General features: G+C 66.8%; 21 protein-coding genes and 2 pseudogenes. 17 read left to right on the forward strand and 6 right to left on the reverse strand.

The window, feature by feature from the left end; genetic code table 11:
* Positions 1-134 precede the first annotated feature (134 nt).
* The 5 genes and pseudogenes from ACM61V_RS13990 to ACM61V_RS14010 all read left to right on the forward strand — a co-directional run.
* Positions 135-1,298 (forward strand): annotated as a pseudogene (locus ACM61V_RS13990) (putative bifunctional diguanylate cyclase/phosphodiesterase); the annotation flags it as partial.
* 81 nt (positions 1,299-1,379) lie between these two features.
* A complete protein-coding gene (locus ACM61V_RS13995; RefSeq protein WP_419714268.1) occupies positions 1,380-1,682 on the forward strand; it encodes a PilZ domain-containing protein in 303 nt (100 codons plus the stop codon).
* Between the two features lie 809 nt (positions 1,683-2,491).
* The gene (locus ACM61V_RS14000) at positions 2,492-4,381 is read left to right on the forward strand and encodes a ribonucleoside-diphosphate reductase subunit alpha (RefSeq protein ID WP_419714080.1); all 1,890 of its coding nucleotides are present in this window, start codon (positions 2,492-2,494) and stop codon (positions 4,379-4,381) included.
* A 691-nt stretch (positions 4,382-5,072) separates the two neighbouring features.
* Complete coding sequence (gene ssuD / locus ACM61V_RS14005) at positions 5,073-6,209, forward strand: FMNH2-dependent alkanesulfonate monooxygenase (RefSeq protein WP_137786282.1); 1,137 nt, start codon at positions 5,073-5,075, stop codon at positions 6,207-6,209.
* A 5-nt stretch (positions 6,210-6,214) separates the two neighbouring features.
* Positions 6,215-7,573, forward strand: coding sequence for an FAD/NAD(P)-binding protein (locus tag ACM61V_RS14010; RefSeq protein ID WP_137786283.1), 1,359 nt, complete (start codon positions 6,215-6,217; stop codon positions 7,571-7,573).
* A gap of 13 nt (positions 7,574-7,586) precedes the next feature.
* Here the strand turns inward: ACM61V_RS14010 and ACM61V_RS14015 are convergent, their stop codons facing one another.
* The gene (locus ACM61V_RS14015; protein WP_137786284.1) at positions 7,587-10,067 is read right to left on the reverse strand and encodes a TonB-dependent receptor plug domain-containing protein; all 2,481 of its coding nucleotides are present in this window, start codon (positions 10,065-10,067) and stop codon (positions 7,587-7,589) included.
* 393 nt (positions 10,068-10,460) lie between these two features.
* Here ACM61V_RS14015 and ACM61V_RS14020 point away from each other — a divergent pair, with 393 nt between their 5' ends.
* The 7 genes and pseudogenes from ACM61V_RS14020 (at position 10,461) to ACM61V_RS14050 (ending at position 17,250) form a co-directional block, all read left to right on the forward strand.
* Entirely contained in the window at positions 10,461-11,480 is a 1,020-nt protein-coding gene (locus ACM61V_RS14020) for an MsnO8 family LLM class oxidoreductase (protein WP_137786285.1), read from the forward strand.
* Between the two features lie 29 nt (positions 11,481-11,509).
* Positions 11,510-12,859 (forward strand): LLM class flavin-dependent oxidoreductase, encoded by a 1,350-nt coding sequence (locus ACM61V_RS14025; RefSeq protein ID WP_137786286.1) that lies wholly within the window; start codon positions 11,510-11,512, stop codon positions 12,857-12,859.
* Positions 12,856-14,043 (forward strand): M20 aminoacylase family protein, encoded by a 1,188-nt coding sequence (locus tag ACM61V_RS14030; RefSeq protein ID WP_137786287.1) that lies wholly within the window; start codon positions 12,856-12,858, stop codon positions 14,041-14,043. Before ACM61V_RS14025 ends, ACM61V_RS14030 begins: the two co-directional genes overlap by 4 nt.
* Before the next feature lie 23 nt (positions 14,044-14,066).
* Positions 14,067-14,621 carry a GNAT family N-acetyltransferase gene (locus ACM61V_RS14035; protein ID WP_137786288.1) on the forward strand — a complete coding sequence of 185 codons (555 nt, stop codon included), beginning with the start codon at positions 14,067-14,069 and terminating at the stop codon, positions 14,619-14,621.
* A 212-nt stretch (positions 14,622-14,833) separates the two neighbouring features.
* Positions 14,834-15,475 (forward strand): annotated as a pseudogene (locus tag ACM61V_RS14040) (amino acid ABC transporter permease); the annotation flags it as partial.
* Positions 15,476-15,562: 87 nt separating this feature from the next.
* Positions 15,563-16,336, forward strand: coding sequence for an amino acid ABC transporter ATP-binding protein (locus tag ACM61V_RS14045; RefSeq protein ID WP_349290319.1), 774 nt, complete (start codon positions 15,563-15,565; stop codon positions 16,334-16,336).
* A complete protein-coding gene (locus ACM61V_RS14050) occupies positions 16,336-17,250 on the forward strand; it encodes an ABC transporter substrate-binding protein (RefSeq protein ID WP_137786290.1) in 915 nt (304 codons plus the stop codon). The genes ACM61V_RS14045 and ACM61V_RS14050 overlap by 1 nt, the downstream gene beginning before the upstream one ends.
* A gap of 349 nt (positions 17,251-17,599) precedes the next feature.
* Here ACM61V_RS14050 and ACM61V_RS14055 read toward each other — a convergent pair whose 3' ends face one another.
* From ACM61V_RS14055 to ACM61V_RS14070, 4 genes are read right to left on the reverse strand one after another with little or no spacing between them, the layout of a single operon-like run.
* On the reverse strand, positions 17,600-17,746 hold the full coding sequence (locus ACM61V_RS14055) for a hypothetical protein (RefSeq protein ID WP_171007538.1): 147 nt from the start codon (positions 17,744-17,746) through the stop codon (positions 17,600-17,602).
* Positions 17,747-17,772: 26 nt separating this feature from the next.
* Entirely contained in the window at positions 17,773-18,015 is a 243-nt protein-coding gene (locus ACM61V_RS14060) for a hypothetical protein (protein ID WP_137786291.1), read from the reverse strand.
* Positions 18,016-18,033: 18 nt separating this feature from the next.
* On the reverse strand, positions 18,034-18,210 hold the full coding sequence (locus ACM61V_RS14065; protein ID WP_171007539.1) for a hypothetical protein: 177 nt from the start codon (positions 18,208-18,210) through the stop codon (positions 18,034-18,036).
* Positions 18,191-19,330, reverse strand: a complete 1,140-nt coding sequence (locus tag ACM61V_RS14070) for an HlyD family secretion protein (protein ID WP_137786292.1) — start codon at positions 19,328-19,330, stop codon at positions 18,191-18,193. The genes ACM61V_RS14065 and ACM61V_RS14070 overlap by 20 nt, the downstream gene beginning before the upstream one ends.
* Before the next feature lie 72 nt (positions 19,331-19,402).
* Between ACM61V_RS14070 and ACM61V_RS14075 the strand changes: the two genes are divergently transcribed.
* From ACM61V_RS14075 to ACM61V_RS14095, 5 genes are all read left to right on the forward strand, one after another.
* Positions 19,403-21,022 carry a DHA2 family efflux MFS transporter permease subunit gene (locus ACM61V_RS14075; RefSeq protein WP_137786293.1) on the forward strand — a complete coding sequence of 540 codons (1,620 nt, stop codon included), beginning with the start codon at positions 19,403-19,405 and terminating at the stop codon, positions 21,020-21,022.
* Positions 21,023-22,468 carry an efflux transporter outer membrane subunit gene (locus ACM61V_RS14080; RefSeq protein ID WP_419714081.1) on the forward strand — a complete coding sequence of 482 codons (1,446 nt, stop codon included), beginning with the start codon at positions 21,023-21,025 and terminating at the stop codon, positions 22,466-22,468.
* A 5-nt stretch (positions 22,469-22,473) separates the two neighbouring features.
* Positions 22,474-23,133 carry a TetR/AcrR family transcriptional regulator gene (locus ACM61V_RS14085; protein ID WP_171007540.1) on the forward strand — a complete coding sequence of 220 codons (660 nt, stop codon included), beginning with the start codon at positions 22,474-22,476 and terminating at the stop codon, positions 23,131-23,133.
* A 172-nt stretch (positions 23,134-23,305) separates the two neighbouring features.
* A complete protein-coding gene (locus ACM61V_RS14090; protein WP_137786296.1) occupies positions 23,306-24,412 on the forward strand; it encodes an NADH:flavin oxidoreductase in 1,107 nt (368 codons plus the stop codon).
* Positions 24,413-24,482: 70 nt separating this feature from the next.
* The gene (locus tag ACM61V_RS14095; RefSeq protein ID WP_137786297.1) at positions 24,483-24,758 is read left to right on the forward strand and encodes a UvrB/UvrC motif-containing protein; all 276 of its coding nucleotides are present in this window, start codon (positions 24,483-24,485) and stop codon (positions 24,756-24,758) included.
* A gap of 365 nt (positions 24,759-25,123) precedes the next feature.
* Here ACM61V_RS14095 and ACM61V_RS14100 read toward each other — a convergent pair whose 3' ends face one another.
* Complete coding sequence (locus tag ACM61V_RS14100; RefSeq protein ID WP_137786298.1) at positions 25,124-26,155, reverse strand: phosphatase PAP2 family protein; 1,032 nt, start codon at positions 26,153-26,155, stop codon at positions 25,124-25,126.
* Positions 26,156-26,592 lie beyond the last annotated feature (437 nt).

The following is a 26,592-nucleotide window of genomic DNA, read 5'->3' on the forward strand; positions in this document are numbered from 1 at the left end:
TGGGCTGCTTTCAGGGTTTCATCGGCTCCGGCTCTGACCTGACGGAGAAGCGTCGCGCCGAAGCGGAGATTACCCGGCTCGCGCTGTTCGACAGCCTGACCGGGCTTGCGAACCGGCAACGCATGCGGCTTTCGCTCGAAAAGACGCTGATTTCACGACGTAATGCGTCGTCGCTCACCGGTCTGTTCCTGCTCGATCTCGATCGTTTCAAGGCGGTGAACGATACGCTCGGGCATCAGGTCGGCGACGAATTGCTCAAGCAGGTGGCGCAGCGATTGCAACGCACCGTGGGGGATTCCGGGCTGGTCGGCCGTCTCGGCGGCGATGAGTTTGAGGTCGTGTTGCCGCGCGATGCCGATCGGACACGCCTCGGCGAGATCGCGCAGGACATCATCACTGCGCTTTCGGCGCCGTACATCATCGGCGGCACGACGCTCTCGATCGGCTGCTCCGTCGGAATCGCGATCGCGCCCGAGCATGGCGAGGATGCGGAAACGCTCGTTCGCAACGCCGATCTCGCGCTCTATGCCGCCAAAGCCGACGGGCGCGGCGTGCATCGTTTCTATCGCCCGGAATTGCTGGCGGGCGCGCAGAACCGGCGGCGACTGGAAGACGACCTGCGCCTCGCGCTCGCGGGAGACGAGTTCCACCTCACCTATCAGCCGGTGGTTTCCACCGCCAACGAACGCATCGTCGGCTATGAGGCGCTGCTGCGCTGGGATCACCCCTCGCGCGGGCCGATCAGCCCGGCGGAATTCGTGCCGGTCGCCGAGGAATGCGGGTTGATCGAGCAGATAGGTGAATGGGTGTTGCGCACCGCCTGCGCCGAAGCCGCGAACTGGCCGGATCATGTGCGAGTCGCGGTCAACGTATCGCCGCTGCAATTCGCCAATCCGGTGCTGCCCGCGATCGTCACCAACGCCATCGCCGGATCGGGCATCGCGCCGCAGCGGCTGGAACTGGAAATCACCGAGGGAGTGTTCCTCAACGAGGATGCATCTTCTGAACTGATGTTCCGCGCGCTGAAGGGTATCGGCGTCCGGCTTGCGCTCGATGATTTCGGAACCGGCTATTCGAGCCTCGGCTATCTGAAGAAGGCGCCGTTCGACAAGATCAAGATCGACCAGAGCTTCGTGCGCGGGGCGATCCAGCCGGGCAACCGCAATGCGGCGATCATCAAGGCGATCGTGTCTCTGGCCGATACGCTTGGGATGGAAACCACCGCAGAAGGCGTGGAGCAGCAGGACGAGATCGGCATGATCCGCGATCTCGGGTGCAGCCACATTCAGGGCTTCGTCTATGGCCGGCCGGCGCGCGCCGCCGACGTAATCGAACAGTTACGCGCCGATGCCGGCAATGCCACGCCGATCGGCCACCGGATCAGCCGCGCTCCGCGCGCATCGGTTCTCCGCACCGCGCGGCTGGAGGTGGGCGACGAAACGGGCGATATCCGCATCCGCAACATCTCAGCGGGCGGCGCACTGATCGACGGCGTCGATTTCCCGGAGGAAGCGGTTGGGGCGGACGTGCTGATCGAACTGATCGAGAATCAGCTTTTCCCCGCGACGATCCGCTGGACGAACGATGGCCGCGCTGGACTGCAATTCGCGGAGGCATTCGATGTCGATCGGTTCGCCCACGCGAGCCCGGCTATCAGCGTCCGGCCGCGCAAGGTCGCCTAACGCCGTCGGCTCAGTCACGATGTTTGGAAGCGCCGAATCCATCGGCTTGGGAAAGATTATCTATATCAATGCGTTCCGATGTTTATTTCATGTGATTCTCGAATGCTCGATCACGCACGCGCAAATCGGTGTTAGCGAACGGATCGGCCGGCAGTAGCGACGCACCATCAGCGAAAAACGCGCTTCAGATGTTCGATGGTCGTCGTCGCGTCGAAGGTCACATCCTTCCGTCGATCATCACTAAATATTTTTGCGGCCGGGCCCACTGCCATGCCGACGCGACCGGCTTCTTTCGGGCGAGCCTTCGCGACTCGAATGCGATATCCGTTTCACGGACATCGATGTTAGCCGTTCTCCAATAAGATGAAATCAGTTGGTGTTTCCGCTATCTCAACGGCGACGCGATGCTTGAATTGGTTCCTCGTCGGCACAGCATGACCGGCATGCCGGGCACCGAGAATATTTTTGTATCTCCCCTTTTCGCTTGCCTTCCGCGAAAGCGGCTTAAGTCCGCGCGTCGCGTGTAGCGTTACCCGCCGCGCGACGAACCGTTCGTCGCACTTGCGATTTACGGGCGATTTACACTCTTGCAGCGAGCGCGCGATTCCCACAATCTGTTGGGGTTGAGTTCGGGGGCGAACCCAATCGCTGGTAGGAACTGCGCCACAACCCTATATTGTGGCATGGCCTGTCGCGCGCTGCGAAGATGCGCACGGCCGTATTTTTTCTCCCGGCGGGCGAGGCGCCCGGCGTAATATAGGGTCCTTGATCGCTGGCGCGAGCGGACCCCGGATAAGGGAATGGCGGCGATGGATTTCAGAGACTCGAGCGAGGCGAGCATGGCGAGCGAGACACTGGAAGCGACGACCGGCACCGGCGATGCGAGCGACGGTGCCGTCCGCCGCCAGCCTTATGCCCTGGAAGTCGATCATGGCCGCAACGCGCTTCTTACCGAATTCGGCAAGGATACGTTGACCGATCGTTATCTGCTGCCCGGTGAAACCTATCAGGATCTGTTCGTCCGCGTCGCCTCTGCTTATGCCGACGATGCTGCGCACGCGCAGCGGCTGTATGACTATATTTCGAAGCTGTGGTTCATGCCGGCCACGCCGGTGCTGTCGAACGGCGGCACTGGCCGCGGGCTGCCGATCTCCTGCTATCTCAATTCGGTGCCCGACAGCCTGAACGGCATCGTCGATACCTGGAACGAGAATGTATGGCTCGCTTCACGCGGCGGTGGGATAGGCACCTATTGGGGCAACGTGCGCGGGATTGGCGAGCCGGTCGGGCTCAACGGCAAAACCAGCGGCATCATCCCGTTCGTCCGCGTGATGGACAGTTTGACGCTGGCCATCAGCCAGGGCTCGCTACGGCGCGGCTCGGCGGCCTGCTACCTCGACATCTCACACCCGGAGATCGAGGAGTTCCTCGAAATTCGCAAACCTTCCGGCGATTTCAACCGCAAGGCGCTGAACCTCCACCACGGCGTGCTGATCCCGGACGCCTTCATGGAGGCAGTGCGCGACGGTGACGAGTGGGAGCTGAAATCGCCCAAGGATAATAGCGTCCGGGCGAAAGTCGATGCGCGCGCGCTGTTCCAGAAGCTGGTGGAAACCCGGCTGGCGACAGGCGAGCCATATATCGTCTTCGCCGATCACGTGAACAAGAACATGCCCAAGCATCATCGCGATCTGGGCCTGAAGGTTTCTACCTCCAACCTGTGTAGCGAGATCACGCTGCCGACGGGGCGCGACCATCTCGGCAACGATCGCACGGCGGTCTGCTGCCTGTCGTCGCTCAACCTCGAAACCTGGGACGAGTGGAAGGAAGACAAGACTTTCATCGAGGACGTGATGCGCTTCCTCGACAACGTGCTGCAGGATTACATCGAGCGCCACGAGCCGGGCATGGAGCGGGCGGCCTATTCCGCCGGGCGCGAACGTTCGGTCGGGCTCGGCGTCATGGGCTTCCACTCCTTCCTGCAGGCGCGTGGGCTGCCGTTCGAGGGCGCGATGGCCAAGTCGTGGAACATGCGCATCTTCAAACATATCAAGGCGCAGGTGGACGAGGCATCGATGCAACTCGCGGTGGAGCGGGGCCCCTGCCCCGATGCCGCCGACATGGGCGTGATGGAACGTTTCTCGTGTAAAATGGCGATCGCGCCGACCGCATCGATCAGCATCATCTGCGGCGGCACCAGTGCCTGCATCGAACCGATTCCGGCGAACATCTACACGCACAAGACGCTGTCCGGGTCGTTTGTGGTCAAGAATCCATATCTCGAAAAGCTGCTGATCGATAAGGCTAAGAATGCCGATGCGGTGTGGAACTCGATCCTAGAACAAGGCGGATCGGTCCAGCATCTCGACTTCCTGACGCAGGAGGAGAAAGACTGTTTCAAGACGTCGTTCGAGATCGACCAGCGCTGGCTGCTGGAGCTGGCGGGCGATCGTTCAGCCTATATCGATCAGGCGCAGTCGCTGAACCTGTTCATCCCTGCAGCTGTGGAGAAGTGGGATCTGCTGATGCTCCACTTCCGCGCGTGGGAGCTGGGGATCAAGTCACTCTACTATCTGCGCTCCAAATCGGTGCAACGCGCCGGTTTCGCGGGCGGCGTGGAGGCGGATAACACGCTGGAGAAGCCCAAGTTCGATCTGGGCGAGACGACCGATTATGACGAGTGTCTCGCCTGTCAGTAAACGGACACTCCTTGCAACCGTAAACATTGCCTCTTGCTGACCAAACCTCTCGGCCCGCCACGTCGAGTTCTGAGGTTCGAGAACAGGCGTAATTCAGTGTGAACTGGACGTTTCTCCTTCAGAGCGGGAATGGTGACCCGCTCTGACGGAGTAAACATGCTGCCGTTTCGGTGCGGAGCGTCAAAGGCCGGTCTGTCGGACGCGTAGGAGAGGACGTCATTGTCCTCACCGATCTTCGAAACTCTTCAGCTCCGTACCTTCACCCCAACCTCTTTGTGACGGCTGAGTATCGTCAGAAACGCAAATCGACACACCATGGAAAGGGTGCTGCGCTCGATCGACATGGCAACACTTTGGGCTATCGGGCGACGACGCTCGTTCGACGACGGACTGAGCGCGGGCAGGCTGAAGAGCTAGGCCTTGATCGCCCTCAAGTCTTCGTCGGTGAGCGCGCTGTAAGATTCGTACGGGAATGCTGGGTATCCCGAGCGCACGATCCCCGCGAACAACACGACCGGCGTCGTCGGCTTGCCTCATTATTCCCCGTTCGGCTTCAACGGCCGCTACCTTTGCGTGCGGGCCGGACTGAACTGATAGGCGGCCGCCGCTTCCGCATTGATCTCCCATCGAGAACGTGGATAATCGCTGAAGCGCCACGAGCAGCGCGGTCGATGGGAAGAGGAACGTCGGGATGAGCGGCAAGGCACCGTTGGATTTCCTCTGGTTCCTGCCGTCGGCGGGCGACCAGCGCTATCTCGGGACGACGCTCGGCGCGCGGGCGGCGACGCCGGCGTATCTGCGGCAGGTCGCGATGGCGGCGGATCAGCTCGGTTTCTCGGGCGCGCTACTGCCGACGGGCGCGCATTGCCAGGACGCGTGGATCACCGCCGCCAGCATCGCGCCCGTGACCGAGCGGCTGCGGCTGCTGGTGGCGTTGCGGCCCGGGCTCACGTTACCGGCAGAGTCGGTGCGGCAGGCGGTGGCGCTCGACCGGATCAGCAACGGTCGCGTCCTCTTGAACGTGGTGACGGGCGGCAGCACAGAGATCCTCGAGAAGGACGGCATGTTCCTCGGCCATCGCGAGCGATACGAGCAGACTGCCGAGTTCCTCGACATCTTCCGTGCGCTCGCGCGCGGCGAGAAGGTGACGCGAGAGGGGCGCTACCTGTCGATCAGGAAGGGGCGGCTCGAGTTCCCGTTCGTCCAGACGCCGCATGCGCCGATCTGGTTCGGCGGATCGTCCGAGATCGCGCGTGAGATCGCGGCGCAGCATGTCGACGTGTACCTCGCCTGGGGCGAGCCGCCGAGCCAGCTGAAGGAGGTGATCGATGACGTTCGCGCGCGTGCCGCAGCGCGCGGGCGCACGATCCGCTTCGGCATCCGCCTCCACTTCATCGTACGCGAGACCGAGGGCGAGGCCTGGGACGCCGCCAACGATCTCATCCGCTACGTCACCGACGAAGACATCGCGCGCTTCCAGGCGTCACTCCAGCACAGCGAATCGGTCGGGCAGCAGCGGATGCGCTCGCTCCACGGCGGCAGCCGCGCGTCGCTGGAGGTCAGCCCGAATCTCTGGGCGGGGATCGGCCTCGTGCGGACCGGCGCGGGCACCGCCTTGGTCGGCGATCCCGCGACGGTCGCCGAGCGGCTGGAGGAATATGCCGCGATCGGGATCGATACCGTGATCGGCTCGGGCTACCCCCATCTGGAGGAGGCCTATCGCGTTGCCGAGCTGCTCTTCCCGCATCTCAACCTGGTGCACGCCCCCAAGGTCGCCGAGGCGCCGACGCCGTTTCCGTTCACGACACTGCGCGAGAAGGTGGCCTAGCCGGCGTGCCGCTGCGTACTGAGCATGTCGCGATCGTCGGGGCAGGGTTCGCGGGCACGCTGCTCGCGATCAACCTGCTGCGGCATGGCGGTACGCGCGTCACGCTTATCGAGCGCCAGCCCGAGCGGATCGCACGGGGCGTCGCCTACGCCGCGGCGGGAGCGGAGCACCTGTTGAACGTGCGCGCCGGCAACATGAGCGCGTTCGACGACGACGCCACCCACTTTGTGCGCTGGCTCGAGCGGAACGAGTTGGGCGATGCCACCATGTTCGCGCCGCGGCGCCTCTATGGCGCCTATCTTCGCGAGCTGCTGGAAGAAAGCCTACGCGGAAGCGGTGCCGAGCTTCGGATCGTGCACGCCGAGGCGGTCGCACTTAGTCGCCGGGACGCGGGGTGCCGCCTGACGCTTGCCGACGGTGCGTCGCTCGATGCGGATGTAGTGGTCCTCGCGCCCGGCAACCTTCCGCCGCACACACCGCCAGGGATCACCGCCGAGGTTGAGTGCAGCGAGCGGTATTTCGGTGACCCATGGGCGCACAACCTCGTCGAAGGGCTGAAGGCAATCGACACCGTCGTCCTGATCGGCAGCGGGCTGACCGCGGTCGATGTGGCGCTGTCGCTGGATGCCGAGGGGTTCGCGGGCACGGTCATCGCGGTATCGCGCCGCGGTCTCCGACCGCACGTCCATGCCGCGATGCCTCCGGCTGTGGGGCTGCGCGAGAAACCGGCAGATCGCCTCTCCGATCTCGTTCGCCATGTCCGCCGCCGCGCCGACGAGATCGGCTGGCGCGGCGCGGTGGACGAGCTGCGCCCGGTGACCCAGCTTCTGTGGGGCGGCGCGGACGAGATCACGCGTGCGCGGTTCCTGCGGCACCTGCGTCCGTTCTGGGATGTGCACCGCCACCGGCTGGCACCGGCCGTCGCAACGCGCATCGGTGCCCTGGTCGGCGCGGGCAGATTGCGGATCGCGGCGGGCAAACTTGCCACGTCACGGCTCGTGCCCGAAGGCATCGAGCTTACTTGGCGACGGCGTAGCGAGAGCGCGATCGAAACTATGACGGCGGCGCGCGTGGTGAACTGCACGGGGCCACAGGGCGACCTTATGCGATCGCCCGAGCCGCTGATCGCGAGCCTGCTCGCCGCCGGCGCGATTCAGCCAGATCCGCTGCGGATCGGTATCCATGTCGATCAGCAATCACGCGTGATCGACGCCTCGGGCTGCGCAAATGACCGGCTCTATTGCATCGGTCCGATGACGCGCGGCGCCTTCTGGGAGGTCGTTGCCGTGCCCGATCTCAGGCGACAGAACGGGGCGCTTGCGCGCCGCCTCACCCATGCGGAATGGGTGAACGCGGCGCTCTGAGCGCGCGATCGCATCAGAAGCGGATCGCCACGCGCGCGTAGTAATAGCCGCCGTTGATGCCGTAGGGCGAGAAGGTGAACGGCGCGTCGTAGACCTGCGCGCCAGCGATCGTGACCGGGCCCCCGGTTGGCGTCGTCGTGGAGCCGGGGACGATGCCGAACGTCTCGGGACGCTTGTCGAAGAGGTTGTTCGCGCCGATGCTGAGGTCGGCGCCGAGCTTGGTCGCGAGCGTGAGTTCCAGATCGGTGATCGCCGCCGCCGCCATCCTCGCCTCGTAGAAGGGGGCCGCACCCGACGGCGAGACGAGCGCGCGCGTCGCACCATAGACCGTCTCGCGCAGGGTGACCGAGACGGCGCCGCGCTTCGCGCTCAGACCCGCGATCACCTTCACGCGCGGCGAGGCGGTTTCGAGATTGCTGATCGCGATGGGGTTGAGGAGCGCGCCCAAGCGGTTCCGCGTCACGTCGGTCTTGTTGTAATTGGCACTGAGCGACCAGTCGACGTGCGCGAACGATAACTCGGTCGGGTAGGTCGCGGCGAATTCCACGCCGCGGGTGCGCGTGTCGGTGCCGTTGGCGAACGCGCTGACTCCGACGAAGCTCGCGGTCGGATCGACGACGTTGCCGTGCGCGGCGATCGCATCGAGCACGCGCTGGCTGACGACCGTCGTTCCGCTCTTGCCGAGTTGCAGCCCGGTGCCGGTGATGCGGTTGCGCACCGTGATCTGATAGGCATCGAGCGTGATCGTCAGTCGATCGATCGGGCGCAGCACGATGCCGGCGGAATAGTTGGTCGACTTCTCGGGTTTGAGCGGCGCATAGCCGACGAGCGCCGCGGCGGCGGAGTTCGCGGGCAACTGGATGATCGCGGTGGTCGGCGAGACGTTCGTCGCGGAGTAAAAGGATTCGGCGAGCGTCGGCGCTCGAAAGCCGGTACTGACGGTGCCGCGCACCGCAAACGCGGGCGAGACATCGTAGCGCGTGGTAAGCTTGCCGATGCCGGTATCACCGGTGTCGCTGTAATGCTCGAAGCGGCCCGCGACATCCACCGTCCAGGCACTGGTGGGCTGTACCGCAATGTCGCCGTAGATGCTCCACGCGTTACGGCGATGCTCGCCGGCGTCGCTCGCCTGGAAGCCCGGATAGGATTGCCCGCCCTCCTTGTAGACCGAGGCGGCGTCGCCCGCGCGGATCGCATAGGTATCGCGACGATATTCCGCGCCGAGTGCCAGCGTCGCGGGCGCGGCGAGGCCGAGCGACAGGTCGCGCTTCACGTCGAGGTTCGCGGTGAATTGCGTCGCGACAAAGGTGCCGTCATAGAAATCGCGCGGGGTGAAGCCCGTGTCCGCGTAGAGCGATGCGTTGGCGGAGTTCAGCGTGCTGATCCGCGCGGTGTCCCGGCCGTAGGTCGAGGAGAGATCCCACGACCATCCCCCGGCCGTGCCGCGCACGCCGCCGGTGAAGGCGTAATCGTCCTCCTCCAGCCCGAGTTGCGGCACGAAGCCGTTCGGAAAGGGAAAGGTGGTGACGCCGTTCACGGTCCGGCTGACGCGATTGGGCAGGCGGTATTGCTCGTTGGCGCGCGCGACGCGGCGCCCGTAGCTTCCGAAACTGTACGCCTGGATACCGCCGAAATCGTAGCCGGCGTTGTACGTGCCGGCGGTGAGCGACGAGCGGGCATCGCCGATGATCGGATTGAGATAGGGAAAGCCGGGGATGTTCGCCCAGGCGGCGGGCACGCCGGTGAGGATCGATCCGTCGGGGGCGGCGACGCGCCGTTCCGCGCCGCCGCGCTGGCTGAAATCGTGGAAGCGATGGAAGCCGGTGACATCGAGGAAGCCGCTGTCTCCGATCGGGAGCGCCAGCCGCACGCTTCCCGCGGCGGTGTCGCCGTCGCCCTTGTAATATTGTCCCACGGTCGCCGACGCGCTGCCGCCGCTGCGATCCGACTTCAGGATGATGTTGATGACGCCGGCGATCGCGTCCGAGCCATATTGCGCGGCCGCGCCGTCCTGAAGCACCTCGATCCGCTCGATCGCCTCGGGCGGGATCAGGTCGAGGTCGGGCGCGGCGCCGCCCTGGAACGGTCCCGTCGTGACATGGACGTTGGCGGTGCCGTGGCGGCGCTTGCCGTTGATGAGGATGAGGACGTGATTGGGGCTGAGCCCGCGCAACCGCGCGGTGAGCGTGAGGTTGGAAGCGTCGCCGCCGAACGGCTGCGCTGTGAACGAGGGCGTCAACTGGCTCAGCACCTGATTGAGGTTCGGCTGGCCGACATGCGTCAGCGCTTCGGCATCGAGCACTTGGATCGGGGCGGCGCTGTCTGCCGCACGGACGCCGGCTCGGCGCGTGCCCGTGACGACGATGTCGCCGCTCGGATCGGATGCTGCGGCATCCTCCGCGGCCGGTGCGGCCGGTGCCGGATCGGCAGCCGCGGCCCCGGCCACGAGCGTCAACATTCCGGCCCCTGACAGGAAAAAGGAAGCATGCTTCATCGCGTCACCCCTGTTGATCGGAGAAGCGCGGAGACAGAAGTGCCGAGCGCTATATTCGTGTCAGCCGACACGGCGCCAAGTCTAATCGACAATTCAGAAGCGTCTGAAACAGTCGAACGCCTCAACTCTCTCACCCGTCTTGAAACATGACGCGCTATAATAAGTCGAAGAGGCGTGATTACACCGACCGCACTGACACAGTCTCCGCAGATGATCTCCATGTTGTTTATCGATGCGACGCTTTGTTGCGCCGTCGTCATAAGGCTGCGATCGGGAAGCGGCTCCGGGCGAGACAGAAAATCTTTCCCGCCGGAACGGCAAAGTTGATTCCCTACCAAGTAAGTAGGAGTTTAGCCTCGGCTCCATCGACCAGAAGCGGGAGCCGACGCCGCCATGCCTTACCGTCTCAGCATCCTCGACAAGGCGCTCGTGCCCGAGGGAACAACGCCGCAGCAATCGCTGGCGGAGACGGTCGCGTCGGCGCAGCTGGCTGATCGGCTCGGCTTCCATCGCTATTGGTTCGCCGAGCATCACGGCATGCCCGCGCTCGGCAGCACGGCGCCAGAGGCGCTCGCGGCCTATGTCCTCGCCAGCACCCAGCGCATCCGGGTCGGCTCGGGCGGGGTGATGCTGCAGCATTACGCGCCCTTCAAGGTGGCGGAGACGTTCAACCTCCTCGCCGCGCTGGCGCCGGGGCGGGTCGACCTCGGCATCGGCAAGGCCCCCGGCGGCCTACCGCGCGCGACCCGCGCGCTGCGCAGCGGCCTTGCCGACGCGCAGCCCGACTTTGCGGACAAGCTCCGCGAGCTCGACGCCTTCGTATTCGGACGGCTTGGCGACGAGCATCCGCTGGCCGGCGCGCTTGCCGGCCCTGCCCCCGCCGTGCCGCCCGCACCCATCCTGCTGGGCGCCAGCGCGGAGAGCGCGGCGCTCGCCGCCGAGCTCGACTGGGGCTTCTGCTATGCCGGCCATTTCGACGGCGACCCCGATCGCATGGCGCACGCCTTCCGCGTCTATCGCGAGGCGACCGGGCGCACGCCGCTCCTCGCGCTCGTCGCCTTCGCCGCGCCGAGCGAGGCGGAGGCGCAGCGGCTGGTCGGCCCCCTGAGGCTTTACCGTGTGCGGCTCGCGACCGGGCAGAAGGTCAACGTCGGCACGCCCGAGGCCGCGGCGGAGTTCGCGCGCCAGTCCGGCGTGGCCGACTATTCGGTCGAGGAGATCGTCCCCAATGTCATCTCGGGCACGGGGGCGCAGGTGCGCGCCGCGCTGGACGAGATCCACGGTCGGCTCGGCGTGGAGGAGTTCGTCATGGACGCCCCCGTCGCCGCGCACGACGCGCGCCGTGCCTCGCTCGAGGAACTGGCGCGCGCCATCCTTCCGCACGTGGGCGGCGTCGCCCGCGCCGCGGCGTGACCCGAAACGATCTGAAAGCGAGGTAGGCGATGAGCAGTCAATCGATCCCGTTCGGCCTGTTGCTCCATGGCCCAGGCGGCCACATGCATGCCTGGAAACACCCCAGCAACCCGGCCGATGCGAGCGTCAACCTGCCGTTCCTGACCAGCCAAACCCTGAAGGCGGAGGCGGCGGGCATCGCCTTCGCCTTCGTCGCCGACGGGCTCTACATCAACGAGAAGTCGATCCCCCATTTCCTCAACCGGTTCGAGCCGATCACGATCCTTTCCGCGCTGGCGACCGCGACGAGCAAGATCGGCCTCGCAGGCACCTTGTCCACCTCGTACAGCGACCCCTTCACCGTCGCGCGCCAGTTCGCCTCGCTCGATCTCATCAGCGGCGGGCGTGCGGGCTGGAACGTCGTCACCTCGCCGCTCGAGGGTTCGGGGCGCAACTACGGGCGCTCGCACCCCGATCATGCGCTCCGCTACGAGATCGCGGACGAGTATCTTACCGTCACGCAGGGATTGTGGGATTCGTGGGACGAGGACGCGTTCCCGCGCGATCGCACGACCGGCACCTATGTCGACAAGTCACGCTTCCGCCGGCTCGACCACAAGGGGCGTTTCTTCCAGGTCGAAGGACCGATCAACATCGGCCGTTCGCCGCAGGGACAGCCGGTGGTCTTCCAGGCGGGTTCGTCCGACCCGGGGATAGGCCTCGCGGGCAAGTTCGCGGATGCGGTGTTCACCGGCCCCGCGACCTTCGATGAGGCGGTTCGCTTCCGCGCGCAGGTGCGCAACAGCGCGGTGGTGCACGGCCGCGCGGCGGACCATGTGAAGATCTTTCCCGGCATCGGCATCGTCACCGGCGCGACCGATGCCGAGGCGGAGGCGAAGTTCGAGGAGATCAGGAACCTACTGACGATCGAAGATGCGCTCGACTTCCTTGGTCGCTTCTTCGATCATCACGATTTCGGGCAGTATGACGTCGATGCGCCCTTTCCCGAGCTTGGTGACATCGGTGCGAACAGTTTCCGCTCCACCACAGATCGGATCAAGGCGGACGCTCGCGAGCACGGCCTCACCCTTCGCCAGGTCGCGCTGAAGGCGGCCACGCCCAAGCCGCACTTCCTCGGCAACCCCGAGAAAGTGGCGGACGAACTGGTCCGCTGGATCGACGGCGGCGCGGCGGACGGGTTCATCCTCGGCTTCCCGGTGGCAGCGCAGGGGCTCGACGACTTCGTCACCTACATCGTCCCGGAACTGGAGCGGCGCGGCCGCTACGACCGCGTGCTCCACGGCGCGACGCTGCGCGATCACCTCGGGCTGCCGTTCAAGGAAAGCCGCTACGCCGCCGGCGCGGCGCCCGCGAGCGCACCGGAACGCCGCTCGGCATGACGCTCGCCACGCCCGTCCGGGCCAATGTCGCGCCCGCGCTCGCCGGCATCGAGGCGTTCCTCGACGATGCGATCGCGCTGCGGCATGATTTCCACCGCCACCCCGAGCTGTCGTGGAACGAGCACCGCACCGCGGCGCGCGTGGCGGAGTTGCTGGAGGAATGGGGCTATCGCGTGACCACTGGCGTCGGCGGCAACGGGGTCGTGGGCACCCTCCGTCGCGGCACCGGCACGAAATCGCTGGGGCTGCGCGCCGACATGGATGCGCTGCCGATCGCGGAGGCGAGCGGCCTGCCGTTCGCTAGCGAGACAGCCGGCGTCATGCACGCATGCGGTCACGACGGGCACACGACGATCCTCCTTGCCGCGGCGCGCTATCTCGCCGAGGCGGGCGATCTCTCGGGCACGCTCCACCTCTTCTTCCAGCCGGCAGAGGAGATCGGCCAGGGCGCGCGCGCGATGATCGCGGACGGTCTATTCGACCGCTTCCCCTGCGATGCGGTGTACGGGCTGCATAACTGGCCGGGCCTGCCCGTGGGACGGTTCGGCATCCTCGACGGCCCGGCCATGGCGTCGGTGGACTGGATCGGCATCCGGGTGGTCGGCAAGGGCGGCCACGGCGCCGCGCCGCACGAAACGGTCGATCCCGTGGTCGCCGCGGCGCACGTTATCACCGCGCTGCAATCGATCGTCGCGCGCAACGTCGCCCCTCTCGATGCCGCGGTCGTCACCGTCGGGTCGATCCATGGCGGCGATGCGGCGAACGTCATCCCCGATCATGTCGATCTGACGCTCACCGCACGCTCGTTCCGCGCCGAGGTGCGCGAGGCGTTGCAGCGGCGCATCCCGGAGATCGCGCGCGGCGTCGCGGCGAGCTTCGGCGCGACCGCGGAGGTCGAGCTGCGCCGCGGCTTCCCCAGCGTGGTCAATCACCCGCGCGAGGCCGAGATCGCGCGCGGCGTCGCCCGCGACCTGTTGGGCGAGGACGCGTTGATCCCCGACATTGCGCCACGCACCGCGAGCGAGGACTTCGCCTTCATGCTGGAGGCGCGCCCCGGCGCGTTCCTGTTTCTGGGAACGGGACCGGGCGAGCCGCTGCACAGCCCGCGCTACCGCTTCAACGACGACGTGATCGCGCCCGGTGCCGCCCTGTGGGCGCGACTTGCCGAAACTTTCCTCACCTGACCTCACGCCAAGGAGAGCATCGCATGGCGCTCGCGCCTATCAGCATCGTGGAGCATGACGACGACGAGATCGTCACCTCCTCCCCGCGCGATCCGCGAGCGCGTCCGCTGCTGGACGCACTGGTGGGCGAATACAGCCGGCGCTACCACGACCTGGAGGGTCGCCCCGTCGATGCCGCCGCGCAGGAGGTGTACCACCGCTACGCCGCCGAGGCGTTCGAGTCGCCGCACGGTAGCTTCATCCTGATCCTGCGCGGTGGCGTGCCGATCGCCGGCGGCGGCTTCATGCGCCACGCGGACGAAGGCACCGCGGAGGTGAAGCGCATGTGGACCGCGGACACGCACCGCCGGCAGGGCCTCGCGCGACGCGTGCTGACCGCGCTGGAGGACCGCGCCCGAGCGCTGGGTTACACGCGCATCTATCTCACCACCGGCTTCCGCCAGCCCGAAGCCGCGGCGCTCTACCATCGGTCGGGCTATACCGGCCTGTACGATCCCGCCGCCGATCTCGCGGCACGCTTCACCTTGCCGTTCGAGAAATATATCGGCGCGCCGCTCGCGGCGGAGCGGCGCGCGTGAGTACCGCCTACGCCGACGTAAAAGTGGCCGACGCGGCGCGCGCGCCCGCGCCGCGCGCCGCGCGCCGCATCGTTCCCGCGCGCTATCCGCTGCGCACCGCAGCGTCGGCGGCGGGGCTCGTCATCATCGCCAGCGTTGCAGCGTCCGTCCTCGGCAACCCGCGCTGGGGCTGGCCCGTGTTCGCGCAATGGTTCCTGGCCGAGCCGGTGATCGTGGGCCTTGGCCGCACCCTGCTGCTGACCGTTATGGGCACGTTGTTCGGGTCGCTTCTCGGCATGGCGCTGGCACTCGCGCGCGTCTCGGGATCGCGCCTGCTCGGCGGTGTGGCGTGGAGCTACGTCTGGCTGTTCCGCTCGATCCCGCTCATCGTCCTGCTGCTGCTCCTGAACAATCTCGGCTATCTCTACGCGACGATCTCGCTCGGGGTGCCGCTGACGGGGATCACCTTCGCGCAATGGTCGACGACCGCGCTCATCAGCCCGTTCGCGGCCGCGGTGATCGGGCTAACGCTCAACCAGGCGGCCTTCTCGTCCGAGATCATCCGTGGCGGCATCCTGTCGGTCGACCACGGGCAGCGCGAGGCCGCGGCGGCGCTGGGACTGCCACGGCACCGCCAGGCGTTCGGCATCGTCCTGCCGCAGGCGATGCGCAGCATTCTGCCCGCCGGGTTCAACGAGATCATCAATCTCGCGAAGGGCACCTCGGTCGTCTACGTCCTCGCGCTGCCCGAGCTATTCTATACCGTCCAGGTCATCTATCGCCGCAACCTGGACGTCATTCCGCTGCTGATGGTGGCGACGGTCTGGTATCTCATCATCCTCACCGTCCTGTCCGCGGCGCAGCGACGGATCGAGCGGCGCTTCGCGCGCGGCGCGACCCGCGACGCGCGTTCCGTCACCCGATCGCGTGAGAGCGCGCCGACCGGCGTCGCCCGCGCGCCGCTGCCTTTTGCGCGCGGCGGCACCGTCGCGATCGAGCATGTCTCGAAATCGTTCGGCGATCTGCGGGTCCTCGACGATGTGACGCTTCGTGCGCCGTCGGGCAGCGTCACCGTCATCATCGGCAAGTCGGGATCGGGCAAATCGACGCTGCTGCGCACGATCAACCATCTCGAGCGGGTCGACGACGGCGAGATCACGATCGACGGCGGTCATATCGGCTATCGCGCCGAGGGTGACGCGCTCTACGAGCTGAAGGAGCCCGAGATCCTGCGCCGCCGCACCGAGGTCGGCATGGTCTTCCAGAGCTTCAACCTCTTCCAGCACCTGACCGTATTGGAGAACCTCGTCGTCGCGCCGGTGTGGAGCCGCGGCATCGCGCGCGCGCAGGCCGAGGCGACCGCGCGCGATCTCCTCGCGCGTGTCGGCCTTCCCGAGAAGGCGGACAGCTATCCGCGCCAGCTCTCCGGCGGGCAGCAGCAGCGCGTCGCGATCGCGCGCGCGCTGGCGCTACGCCCCAAGGTGCTCCTCTTCGACGAGCCGACCTCTGCGCTCGACCCCGAACTCGTGAACGAAGTGCTCGACGTCATCCGCGAGCTCGCGCGCTCGGGCACGACCCTGCTCATCGTGACACACGAGATGGGCTTCGCGCGCGAGGTCGCGGATACCGTCGTCTTCATGGATCAGGGCCGTATCGTCGAGACCGGCGCCCCGGCGCAGCTCTTCGCCCACCCGCGCGAGGCGCGAACCGCCGAATTCCTGTCGAAGGTGCTGTGATGCGCGGAAGGTCAACACTCACGCTGCTCGGCGTCGCCGCGCTCATCGCCTGCAAGCCGCCGGTCGAGCCCGCGGGTCCCGAAGCGCTGCCGATGATCCACGCGCAGAAGGTGCCCGGTGCCATCGCGTTGCTGCCGCGCAACCTGACGCTCGCGACGCCGGGCACGCTCTCGGTCGCGATGGTCGTCGGCGCGCTGCCACTCGCCGACTATGCGCGCGGCGAGAAAGGTGGGGTGGTCGGGGTCGAGCCCAACATCGCGCAGCTCGTAGCGGACAGCCTCGGCCTCAAGCTCAAGATCACGCCCGTCGCCTGGGCGGACTGGCCGCTCGGCCTCACCTCGGGCAAGTATGACGCCGTCATGTCCAACGTGACCGTCACCGAGGAGCGCAAGGCGAAGTTCGACTTCTCGACCTATCGCGACGATCAGCTCGGCATCTACACTCGCGCGGACGGCCCGATCCGCGCCATCAAGAAATCGGCCGACATCGCGGGGCTGAAGGTCGCGGTCGGCGCGAGCACCAACCAGTCGCAAATCCTCGATCGCTGGAACGCCCAGAACATCGCCGCCGGCCGCAAGCCCGCGGAGCCGCAATATTACGACGATGCCGGCATCGCGCGGCTGGCAGTGCTTTCCGGGCGCGTCGACGTGTCGTTCGGCCCCAATGCCACCGCCGCCTACGAAGCGCGCGACGGCCGCACCCGCCGCGTCGGCAGCGTGCCCGGCGGCTGGCCGCTCACCGCCTATATCGCGGTCGCAACGCGCAAGGGCTCGGGCCTCGCCCCCGCGATCACCGCCGCGTTGAACGCGCAGATCGACAGCGGAACCTACGGGCGCCTTCTGTCACGCTGGAACCTCGCGTCGGAAGGCATCAAGCGTTCCGAAACGAATCCGCCGGGATTGCCGAAGACCTGACACCCGGGACTGTGGTCAAGGCGGTCCGACCTCGATCGACAAACCACCCGTCCGGGATTTCTGGCGCCCTTTGCCCTGTCTCAGAGCACCGGCATGGCGGCTTTCGTCGAGCAGTATGCGGTCGATGCCCGCGCGCGACTCACCCTGGAACGGGCACGGCGCCTCATCGGGTGAAGAGCAGCGGCGTGCGCTCTTGGCAGCACTTAAGTATGGCGTCGCAGGGCGTGATCGCGAACACTGGAGCATTCCTCCGCAAGCAAGATATCAGCGACGTAGCGCGATGGGCTCCTGAACAGGACGTTGTGCCAGCCGCTCTTTCGCGAGATGGCGGCAGCGTCGTCCGGGCGCCTCACGCTGCACGCTGCACGCTGCGAACAACCTCGGCCTCGGTGCCCGGATCACGAGCGCCCGGACCGTCGATCGCCGCGACATATGGGGAGCGCTGGTTCGCGCCGGGCGGCGACTGGGGCGAAGCGATCGTGACGCGGGCGCGCATGCAGCGTTACTAGGCGAGCGATCGGGCTACATGACGCTCAACAACACGCGGCCGCAATCGATCTGCTTCACGCTCGCGGACTCGCGCACGGGCTGCCCGCGTGGAGCTATGCGTTGTTCCACGCCATGACCGACAGCGGGGGCGAGCCGGATCAGGCAATCCCGATCGACCACATCATGCTCCCCTGGCTTCCCCAGGCCGGCCGCGAGTTGCGTGTGCACAGCGATCTCGCACGCACTGTCGAGCAAGGGTCGCGGCATAACCGCCATGCACCGAGCCATCGGATTTTAGACGCTGCGATCGGGCGCACCCTCGAACACCGCATGGCCGCGGTCGAACGCGACGAGCGAGAAGCGCATCGTCTCGCCGATCGGCGGTCTTTGGCTGGTCGTCACCATTGCGGCGATCTGGCCGAGGCCGTCGAGCGTGGCGGGATCGCAGTGGTCATGGATTGCGATCCTCATTGCTTGCAAGCTGCACCCGCGCCGTGACCGAGAGCCCGGGCCGGAGCCGATCGATGCCCGGCTGGCCGGTGTCGAAGCGGATGCGCACGCCGACACGCTGGACGATCTTGGTGAAATTGCCGGTGCCCGGCTCGAACGGCAGCAGCGAGAAGCTGGATCCGGATCCCGGCGCAACGCTGTCGACCGTACCGCGCAACTTGGTACCCGGCAGCGCATCCGCCTCGATCGTGGCAGGCTGGCCAGGCAGCATTCGGGCGGTCTGCGTCTCCTTGAAGTTCGCGGTGACGTAGAGCGCGTGGAGCGGCACGATCATGAGAAGACGGCTGCCCGGCTGGACATATTCGCCGACGCGGACCTGACGATTGCCGACCACGCCGTCGATCGGCGCGAGGATGGTCGCGTGGCGACGGTCCTGTCGCGCAAGATCGAGCACGGCCTTCGCCTGTCCCACCTTCGCGCGTGCGGTGGCAAGCGCAGCGAGGAGGCCGGGTCGCTTCGCGGCGGTGACGCCAGCCGTCTCGCGCGATACCGCCAGCAACGCTCCCGCCCGCGCCGCATCCTGCTCTGCGGTCACCGCTGCGGCGCCGTAGGAGTCCGCCTCGCGCCGCGCGACCGCGCCGGTGGCGACAAGCGCAGCGTAGCGGCGACGATCCGCCGCGGCGAGATCGGATTGTGCCCCCGCGGACCTGATCGCGGTGCGCGCGGCCGCGACCTGCGCGCTTGCCAACCGCTCTTCCGCCGCGAGGCTGACGAGCGCCGCCTGCGCCGCCCCGACGCCGGCCTGCGCGTCCGCTAGAGCCGCCTGCGCCGACGCGACCTTGGCATCGAACTCCTCCGGGTCGATCCGGACGAGCGGCTGGCCTGCGCGCACCATCTGATTGTCGCGCACCGTAACCTCGGTGACGAGCCCGCGGATCTTGGGCGCAACCGCTGTCGTATCCGCGCTGACATATGCGTCGTCGGTGGTCTCAGACGTTGCCGGTGAGGTGATACAAACGACCCCAGCCGCCGCCACCGCGACCGCCACGCCCGACGCCATCAGCGTTCGTGGCGACGGTGGGTTGAACCGCCGGCCGACGGTGGCGGTCTCAATCACCGGTCCGCCCGTTATCGCATCCATCCCACACCTCTTGCGGCTTTGATATGACGGTTATAATATGATGGTCATCATACAACAAGAGGCGATCAGACAATGGGAGGTGCGGTTACGACCGGGGCATGGGCACGGCGGCGTGGCCGCGACGCGGCACCTAACCCGGCGGCACTGCCGCTATCGCACAAATATGTGATCTTCGCGGTGCTCGCGTTCGGGCAGTTCATGGCGCTGCTCGACATCCAGATCGTCGCGGCCTCGCTCAACGACGTGCAGGCGGGGCTCTCAGCCGGCCCTGACGAGATCAGCTGGGTGCAGACCGCCTATCTCATGGCGGAGCTGGTGATGATCCCGTTCTCGGCCTTCCTGGGTCAGGCGATGTCGACCAGATGGCTGTTCGCGCTTTCCGCGGGGCTGTTTACGCTGTCGAGCATCGCCTGCGGGCTTGCCTGGAACATCGAGTCGATGATCGTCTTCCGCGCGCTCCAGGGGTTCGTCGGCGGCGCGATGGTACCGACCGTTTTCGCGGTCGGCTTCACCATGTTCGAGGGCAAGCAGCGCGCGCTCATCCCGGCCATCCTCGGCATGGTATCGGTACTGGCCCCGACGATCGGGCCGACCGTCGGCGGAATCATCACCGACAGCATCGGCTGGCGGTGGATTTTCTTCATCAACGTGGTTCCGGGCACGCTCGTCACGATCCTGACGATCCTGTTGATCGACGTCGATCGCGCGGACCGATCCATGTTCGCCCGCATCGATTGGTCACATCTCGTCGCGATGGCGGTGGCGCTCGGCGGCCTCGAATACGTCCTGGAGGAAGGACCACGAAAGGATTGGTTCGGCGATCCCACGATCGTGATGGTCGCCTGGATCGCGGCGGTCGCGTTTGGCCTGTTCGTCGAACGATCGCTCTATTCCAAGAACCCGATCGTGCGCGTGTCGCCGTTCCGCAATCGCACCTTCACCTTTGCTTGCGTGTTCAACCTCGTCATCGGGTTCGGCATCTACGCCTCGACGTACCTGCTGCCGGTGTTCCTGGGCCGGGTGCGCGGCTACAACAGCCTGGAGATCGGGACGACCGTGTTCGTCGTTGGGGCGAGCCAGCTGCTCAGTACGATCATCGCCGCCTGGTCCTCCAACCATATCGACCGGCGTATCGTCATCGGCATCGGGCTGACCGGCTTCGCGATCAGCCTGTGGTTGACCTCGCACATCGCCTCAAATTGGGGTTTCAAGGAACTGCTGATCCCGCAGCTCGCCCGCGGGCTCTTCGTCATGCTCTGCATCGTACCGAGCGTGGGCATGGCCCTATCCGCCTTCCAGGGGCCGGAACTGCGCTCCGCTTCGGGGCTCTTCAATCTGATGCGCAATCTAGGCGGGGCGATCGGGATCGCGACCGTCAATACCTGGCTGAACGACGCCGCGCGGACGCAGACTGCGCGCTTCGGCGAAGCATTGGGCGCGTCGGCGCAGGGCGCGACGGACTTTGTGGCCGCAATCGCAACCCGGATGGCCGCCAACACGCCCGATCCCGCGCAGGCATTGCTGATGGCGCAGGCCTCGTTCGGTCGGGTGGTTGGGCGTGAGGCGCTCACGACCGCGTTCGACGAGGTGTTCCGCATCATGGCGTGGATGTTCGTGCTCGCGCTCGTGATGGTCCCGTTCTGCCGCGTGCCGAAGGAAGCCGCGCCCATCCCTCCGGCGGAGTCGCACTGAATGTCGAAGATCTACCTGCTCCTCGCGCCGGTGACGCTGGCGGGCTGCACCGTTGGCGCCGACTACGTCCGTCCCCAACCGGCGATCGCGCCGGCCTTCGGCCATGCTGCCCTGATCGAGCGGCGCGACGCGGATGCGGCATGGTGGCGCGGCTTCAACGATCCACTGCTCGCGACGCTCGTCGACCGGACGGTCGCGCGCAATACGGACCTCGCACAGGCGCGCGCGCGGATCGATCAGTCGCGCGCCGCCGCCCGCGCGGCGGGCGCGGCGCTGCTGCCGGCCGCGGATGCGGCGGCGACCGCGACCACGGTCAGCCAGTCGCGCAACACCGCGATCGGCCGGATCACGCGCGCCGTGGGTGCCGAGCGCGGTTACACCGAATATGCGGTCGGAACCCAGGCCTCGTGGGAGATCGATCTGTTCGGCGGCCTGCGCCGCGGGCGTGAGGCGGCACGAGCCGATCTCGCCGCCGCGGAAGCGAGCGCCGGCGCGGTGGCGATCGCGGTCGCCGCCGAAACCGCCGACGCCTATCTGACATTGCGCGCGTTTCAATCGCGGCTGGCGGTCGCCCGCGACCAGGAGCGAAATCAGGCGCAGCTCGACGAGCTCGTCCGTCAACGCGTCGAGCAGGGTATCGCCGCAGAACGCGACCGCAACCGCACGATCGCGCAGCTCGAGGGCGTGCGCGCCGCGATGGCACCGCTCCGCGCCGGGATCGAGGCGCAGCTCAATCGCCTCGACGTGCTGGTTGGCGATCCGCCCGGCAGCAACCGAGCGCTGTTGATCGACGCGCGACCGGTGCCCGCGGCACCGACCCCGGCCGGCGGCGCCGCGCCTGCCGACCTGCTCCGCCGTCGGCCAGACGTGGTCGCCGCTGAGCGCCGCCTTGCCGCGAGCAACGCGCGGATCGGCGTCGCGCTCGCGGATTACTATCCGCACCTGTCGCTATCCGGTCTGCTCGGCGTCGCCAGTCTCGGAACCGCAAACCTCTTCACCGGCAATTCGGTGCAGGCATCGGGTGGGGCCGCACTACGATGGCGTTTGTTCGACTTCGGGCGCGTCGACGCGGAGGTCGCGGCCGCGCGTGGCCGGCAGGCGGAGGCGCTCGCGGCGTGGCGCGGATCCGTGCTGACGGCGGCCGAGGACGTCGAGACCGCGCTCGCCCGCCTAGCCGAGGCGCATAAGGAGCGCGCGAGCCTGGAGCGAGAGACGGCGGCGCTCGCCCGCGCGCGCGCGCAGGCGCAGGACGCCTATGCCGCGGGGGCGGTCGGCCTCATCGACGTCATCGATGCCAACCGTGAATTGCTCGCCGCGACCGATCGCCTCGCAGCGACCCGCGCCGACGAAGCGCGCGCGGCAGTGGCGGCGTATCGGGCGCTTGGTGGCGGATGGCAGGACGCGTCCTCCTGGACGCTTGCATCCGCCGCCGCAGAGCACAGGTAAGGTCGATGCGATACGACAGCGAACACAAGGCGCGCACCCGCGATCGGGTCCTGAAAGAAGCAGCCGCGGCGCTGCGTGCAGAAGGCCCCGACCGCCTCGGTGTCGCCGCAGTGATGAAGCGCGCCGGGCTGACCCACGGCGGCTTCTACGCGCATTTCCGCTCGCGCGACGAGTTGCTGAGCGAAGCGGTCGATCACATGTTCAAGGATCGGTACGAAGCGTTCTTCGCCGATGTCGATCGGGTCGATCCGCAGACGGCGCTGCACAGGCTGGTGAATTACTACCTCTCGATGCGCCACCGAAACGCGCGCGACCAGGGCTGTCCGATCCCGATCCTCTCGGGCGAGTTCCATCGCCTGCCCGATGCGGCGCAGGCACGTTTCGTCCGCGCGGTCGATCGATTGACCGGCGGCATCGAGACTCTGCTCGAACGCGCCGGCGTGGACGCGCCGCGCACGCGGGCGGTATCCGCCGTCGCCGAAATGGTCGGCGCGATCGCGATCAGCCGGACCCAGGACGCGGCAGCCGCGGAAGAAACCATCGCTAGCGCGAAGGCGTCGGTCGAGCGGAAGCTCGGACTCGTACCACCCTTCGGCCTTGATGCCTCCTCGGTGGGAGACGGGCCCGGTGACAACCGGATCTATCACCCGAATGAGCGCCCGTGAGGAAGCGGCTTGGAGGCAAGCAACAAATCGTATCTGGCTCACGATGCGGCTGCGCATTGATTCTCGAGCTCAACAGCCCGATCATTTCGACTTTGCTGCAATTCTGGCAGACGGTAGCGAACCTCTTTAGACAGACCGGGTGCCCTGCACCGCTAAGAGATAGGATTCCACGATGACCACAACCGGCCTGTTCTCCCCCTTCAGCTACAAGTCGCTGACGCTGAAGAACCGGATCGTGATGGCGCCGATGACGCGGTCGCACTCGCCGGGTGGCGTGCCCACCGCGGAGGTCGCCGCTTATTACCGACGCCGCGCTGCAGCGGACGTGGGCCTCATCGTGTCGGAGGGCACCGGCGTGAACCGGCCGGCGTCGCTCAACGACCCGGACGTGCCCCGCTTTCATGGCGAAGCGGAGCTCGCCGGTTGGCAGCACGTGATCGACGAGGTGCATGCGGTCGGCGGCGTGATGGCGCCGCAGCTCTGGCACGTCGGCGCGGTGAAGACCCACCACGAAAGCTGGTCGCCGGCGGGCGCCTATGACAGCCCGTCGGGCCTCTCCCGTCCCGGCAAAAAGTTTGGCGATGCGATGGCCGATCACGAGATCGCCGACGCGATCGCCGCCTTTGGCCAGGCAGCCGCCGACGCGAAGCGGCTGGGGTTCGAGGCAGTCGAGCTGCACGGCGCGCACGGCTACCTCATCGACCAATTCTTCTGGGAGGGCACCAACGAGCGCACCGACCCCTACGGCGGCCCGAGCCTCGTAGAGCGATCGCAGTTCGCAGCCGCGATCCTGAAGGCGGTGCGCGCGGCGGTCGGCGCCGACTATCCCATCATCATCCGGCTCTCGCAGTGGAAGCAACAGGACTATGAGGTTCGCATGGCGCGGTCGCCTGACGAAATGCAGACGTGGCTCGGAACGCTCGCGGATGCGGGCGCGGACATCTTCCATTGTTCGCAGCGCCGGTTCTGGGAGCCCGAATTTGCGGATGACGGCTCGGACCTGAATTTCGCGGGCTGGGCAAAGAAGCTGACCGGACGGCCGACGATCACGGTCGGCTCGGTGGGTCTGTCGGGCGAGTTCATCGCGGCGTTCGGCGGCGAAGGCTCCGAACCCGCATCGCTCGACGAACTGGAGCGCCGCTTCGCGCGCGGCGACTTCGACCTGGTGGGCGTCGGCCGTGCGCTTCTTCAGGATCCGCTTTGGGCCACCAAGGTGAAGGAGGGGCGCACGGCCGAGTTGCAGCCGTTCCGTCGTGAGGCGCTAGCGACGCTGTCCTGAACTCAGCGGTCGGCAAGCCGGCTTTTGGTTTGGACCGGGAAACTCCGGCGGTCCGAGGCGTTGCAGCAGCATGGTCGAGTCCGCGGAATCGCTTCGTGAGCAGATGGAAGCCGCCGCAGCGGCGATGGACTTTGAGGAGGCTCGGCGACTGCGGGATATGATCAGCCTGATGCGCGCCGGTGTGACGGCGGAGGACGCCGCGACTGCCGACTTGTCCGGCATCACGCGGCAGCGACCCGGTGCGATGGGGCTTGGAACAAGCCGGCAGCGCATGGAGCCCCCGCCAGGCTGGACACCGCCGACGAAGCCCGATCCAATGACACGAGGACGCAGCAGGCGACGGTAGAGGATTGATCACAGACCCGCAGTTTCGAGCGCGACAGCCAGCTCCTTTTCGAGTGCTCCGCGGTCGGACTTGGGCGTGATCGGTTCAAGGCCGAACGGAGGCAGCTTTGCGCAACCTGAAGCGCCTTGCGCTTCGCTCCCCGGATCGCGTTGTTCTCCATGAACTGTTCCGCGCGAGCGGCGCGGACCATTTCTCCCCCTCCGCTGCGCGCACCGCAAGCCCCAATCTGACGCCGTCGCGCTCTCCGCGTGCATGGTCACTGGAGAGATCTTCCCGTTTCCTCGGGACAGGAGAAAACGGCGGGGCCGCAACGCCGGTCGGGTATCGAAAAACCGCCAGACTGCGAGGCGGCCACCCCGCCCCGTTCAGGCGATGGCGCCGACCGCGCTGACGCGAGGGGTGGCGGAGCCGGCTAGCAGCCTGCCCATCGCCAGCGTGGCGACGATCGCCACTACCGCGCCAAGGATCATGTCGATCAGATAGTGCGTCCCTTCCACCGGGGTCGCTATCAACATGGCCGCGTTAAGACCCAACAGTGGCGCGCGCAGTTCGCGATGAGGCCATGCCGCGCGGATATAGAGCACCGCCGCGACGGTGTGGAAGCTCGGCGCGGAGACCAGTCCCCGCAATTGTCCAAGATCGACATAATGCATCTGGTGCGCGCGCAGCGCCGGGATGAGCGCGGCCTGCCACTCTTCGCTCTCGGGCAGGTAAGGCAGCGGTCCATGCCACAGGAATGACAACGGCCCCACCGCGGTCATCATCGGATACAGCATCAGGGTGAGCGTCGCGGCCAGACCGAAGGTCATCAGGAAACGATGCGCGGCTGCCTTGTACCCTTTCCAGGCATAGAAGCCGAGCAGGATCGCTGGCGTCAGGTAGATCGTGCGATACGCGGCAAGCCCCAGCCATTGCAGCATGCGGTGATCGGCGACGAGGCGGTACCAGGCAAGCCAGTCGAACCCCAGCAGCGCATCGATGCGTTGCAGTGTCGCGTCATGCATTCCGCCAGTAAGCGCCGCGACCGGATAACTCGCCACCGCGCCGATCAGCGAGATCGCGGTAAACAACCCGAAAAACTCCGCGCAATCGCCGATCGCGCGTCCATGCCCTGGCCACCAGCGTGCGGCGCGCAGCTTTAGGGCAAGCAGGATAATAGCGGCCATGTGAAAAGGAACCATGCCGCGCGAAAACGGATCGATCCGCAATCCGGCGGCGTGCATCAGCACCGCCAGCGCCGCGACGCCGGCGATCAGGCCGGCAAAGATCGTCCAGCCGTAGCCACGCGACGCATGGTGCATCGGCCCGATCAGCGCCACGCCTTCGGAATGCGCGGGGAGCAGTGGAACAGCGGCGGAAACGGCAGGCGGCAATGGCAAGGCTTTCAAAGAGGCCATCGCCTCGACCACACATGCTTTCTCGGGGATGAATGCGGCGACCGCGCGGCGTTGTCACCCACCAAAATCGCGGCGGCGCGAGAATATATGACAGGTGTGTGAATCATGCATTGGCGGATCACCGAGGTTTCGGCCGAATCGCCATCGCCATCGCCACACCACCGGACGACGCTGCGCGCGACCGCCATGACCGTCGCGGATCTCAGCGGACAGGGGCGCGCGACATGATCGCGGCGATGTCAGGGAGATATCCGCCGACTTGCTACGGATGGGCCGCCCCTCATTCGGGAGGCGATCGTGCATCTCGGCTGTTTCCATCGCGCGAGATCGTCGTCTGGCGGCGGTAGCTGCCCGAACCGCATTGTGCCGCGCTATATCGCCCTGCAAGACTGGAACAGCCGGCCGTGCGGACGAGCCAATCGTGGCGGCGGTGCTCG

This window comes from Sphingomonas sp. TX0543 (assembly GCF_048565505.1).
Classification (GTDB): domain Bacteria; phylum Pseudomonadota; class Alphaproteobacteria; order Sphingomonadales; family Sphingomonadaceae; genus Sphingomonas.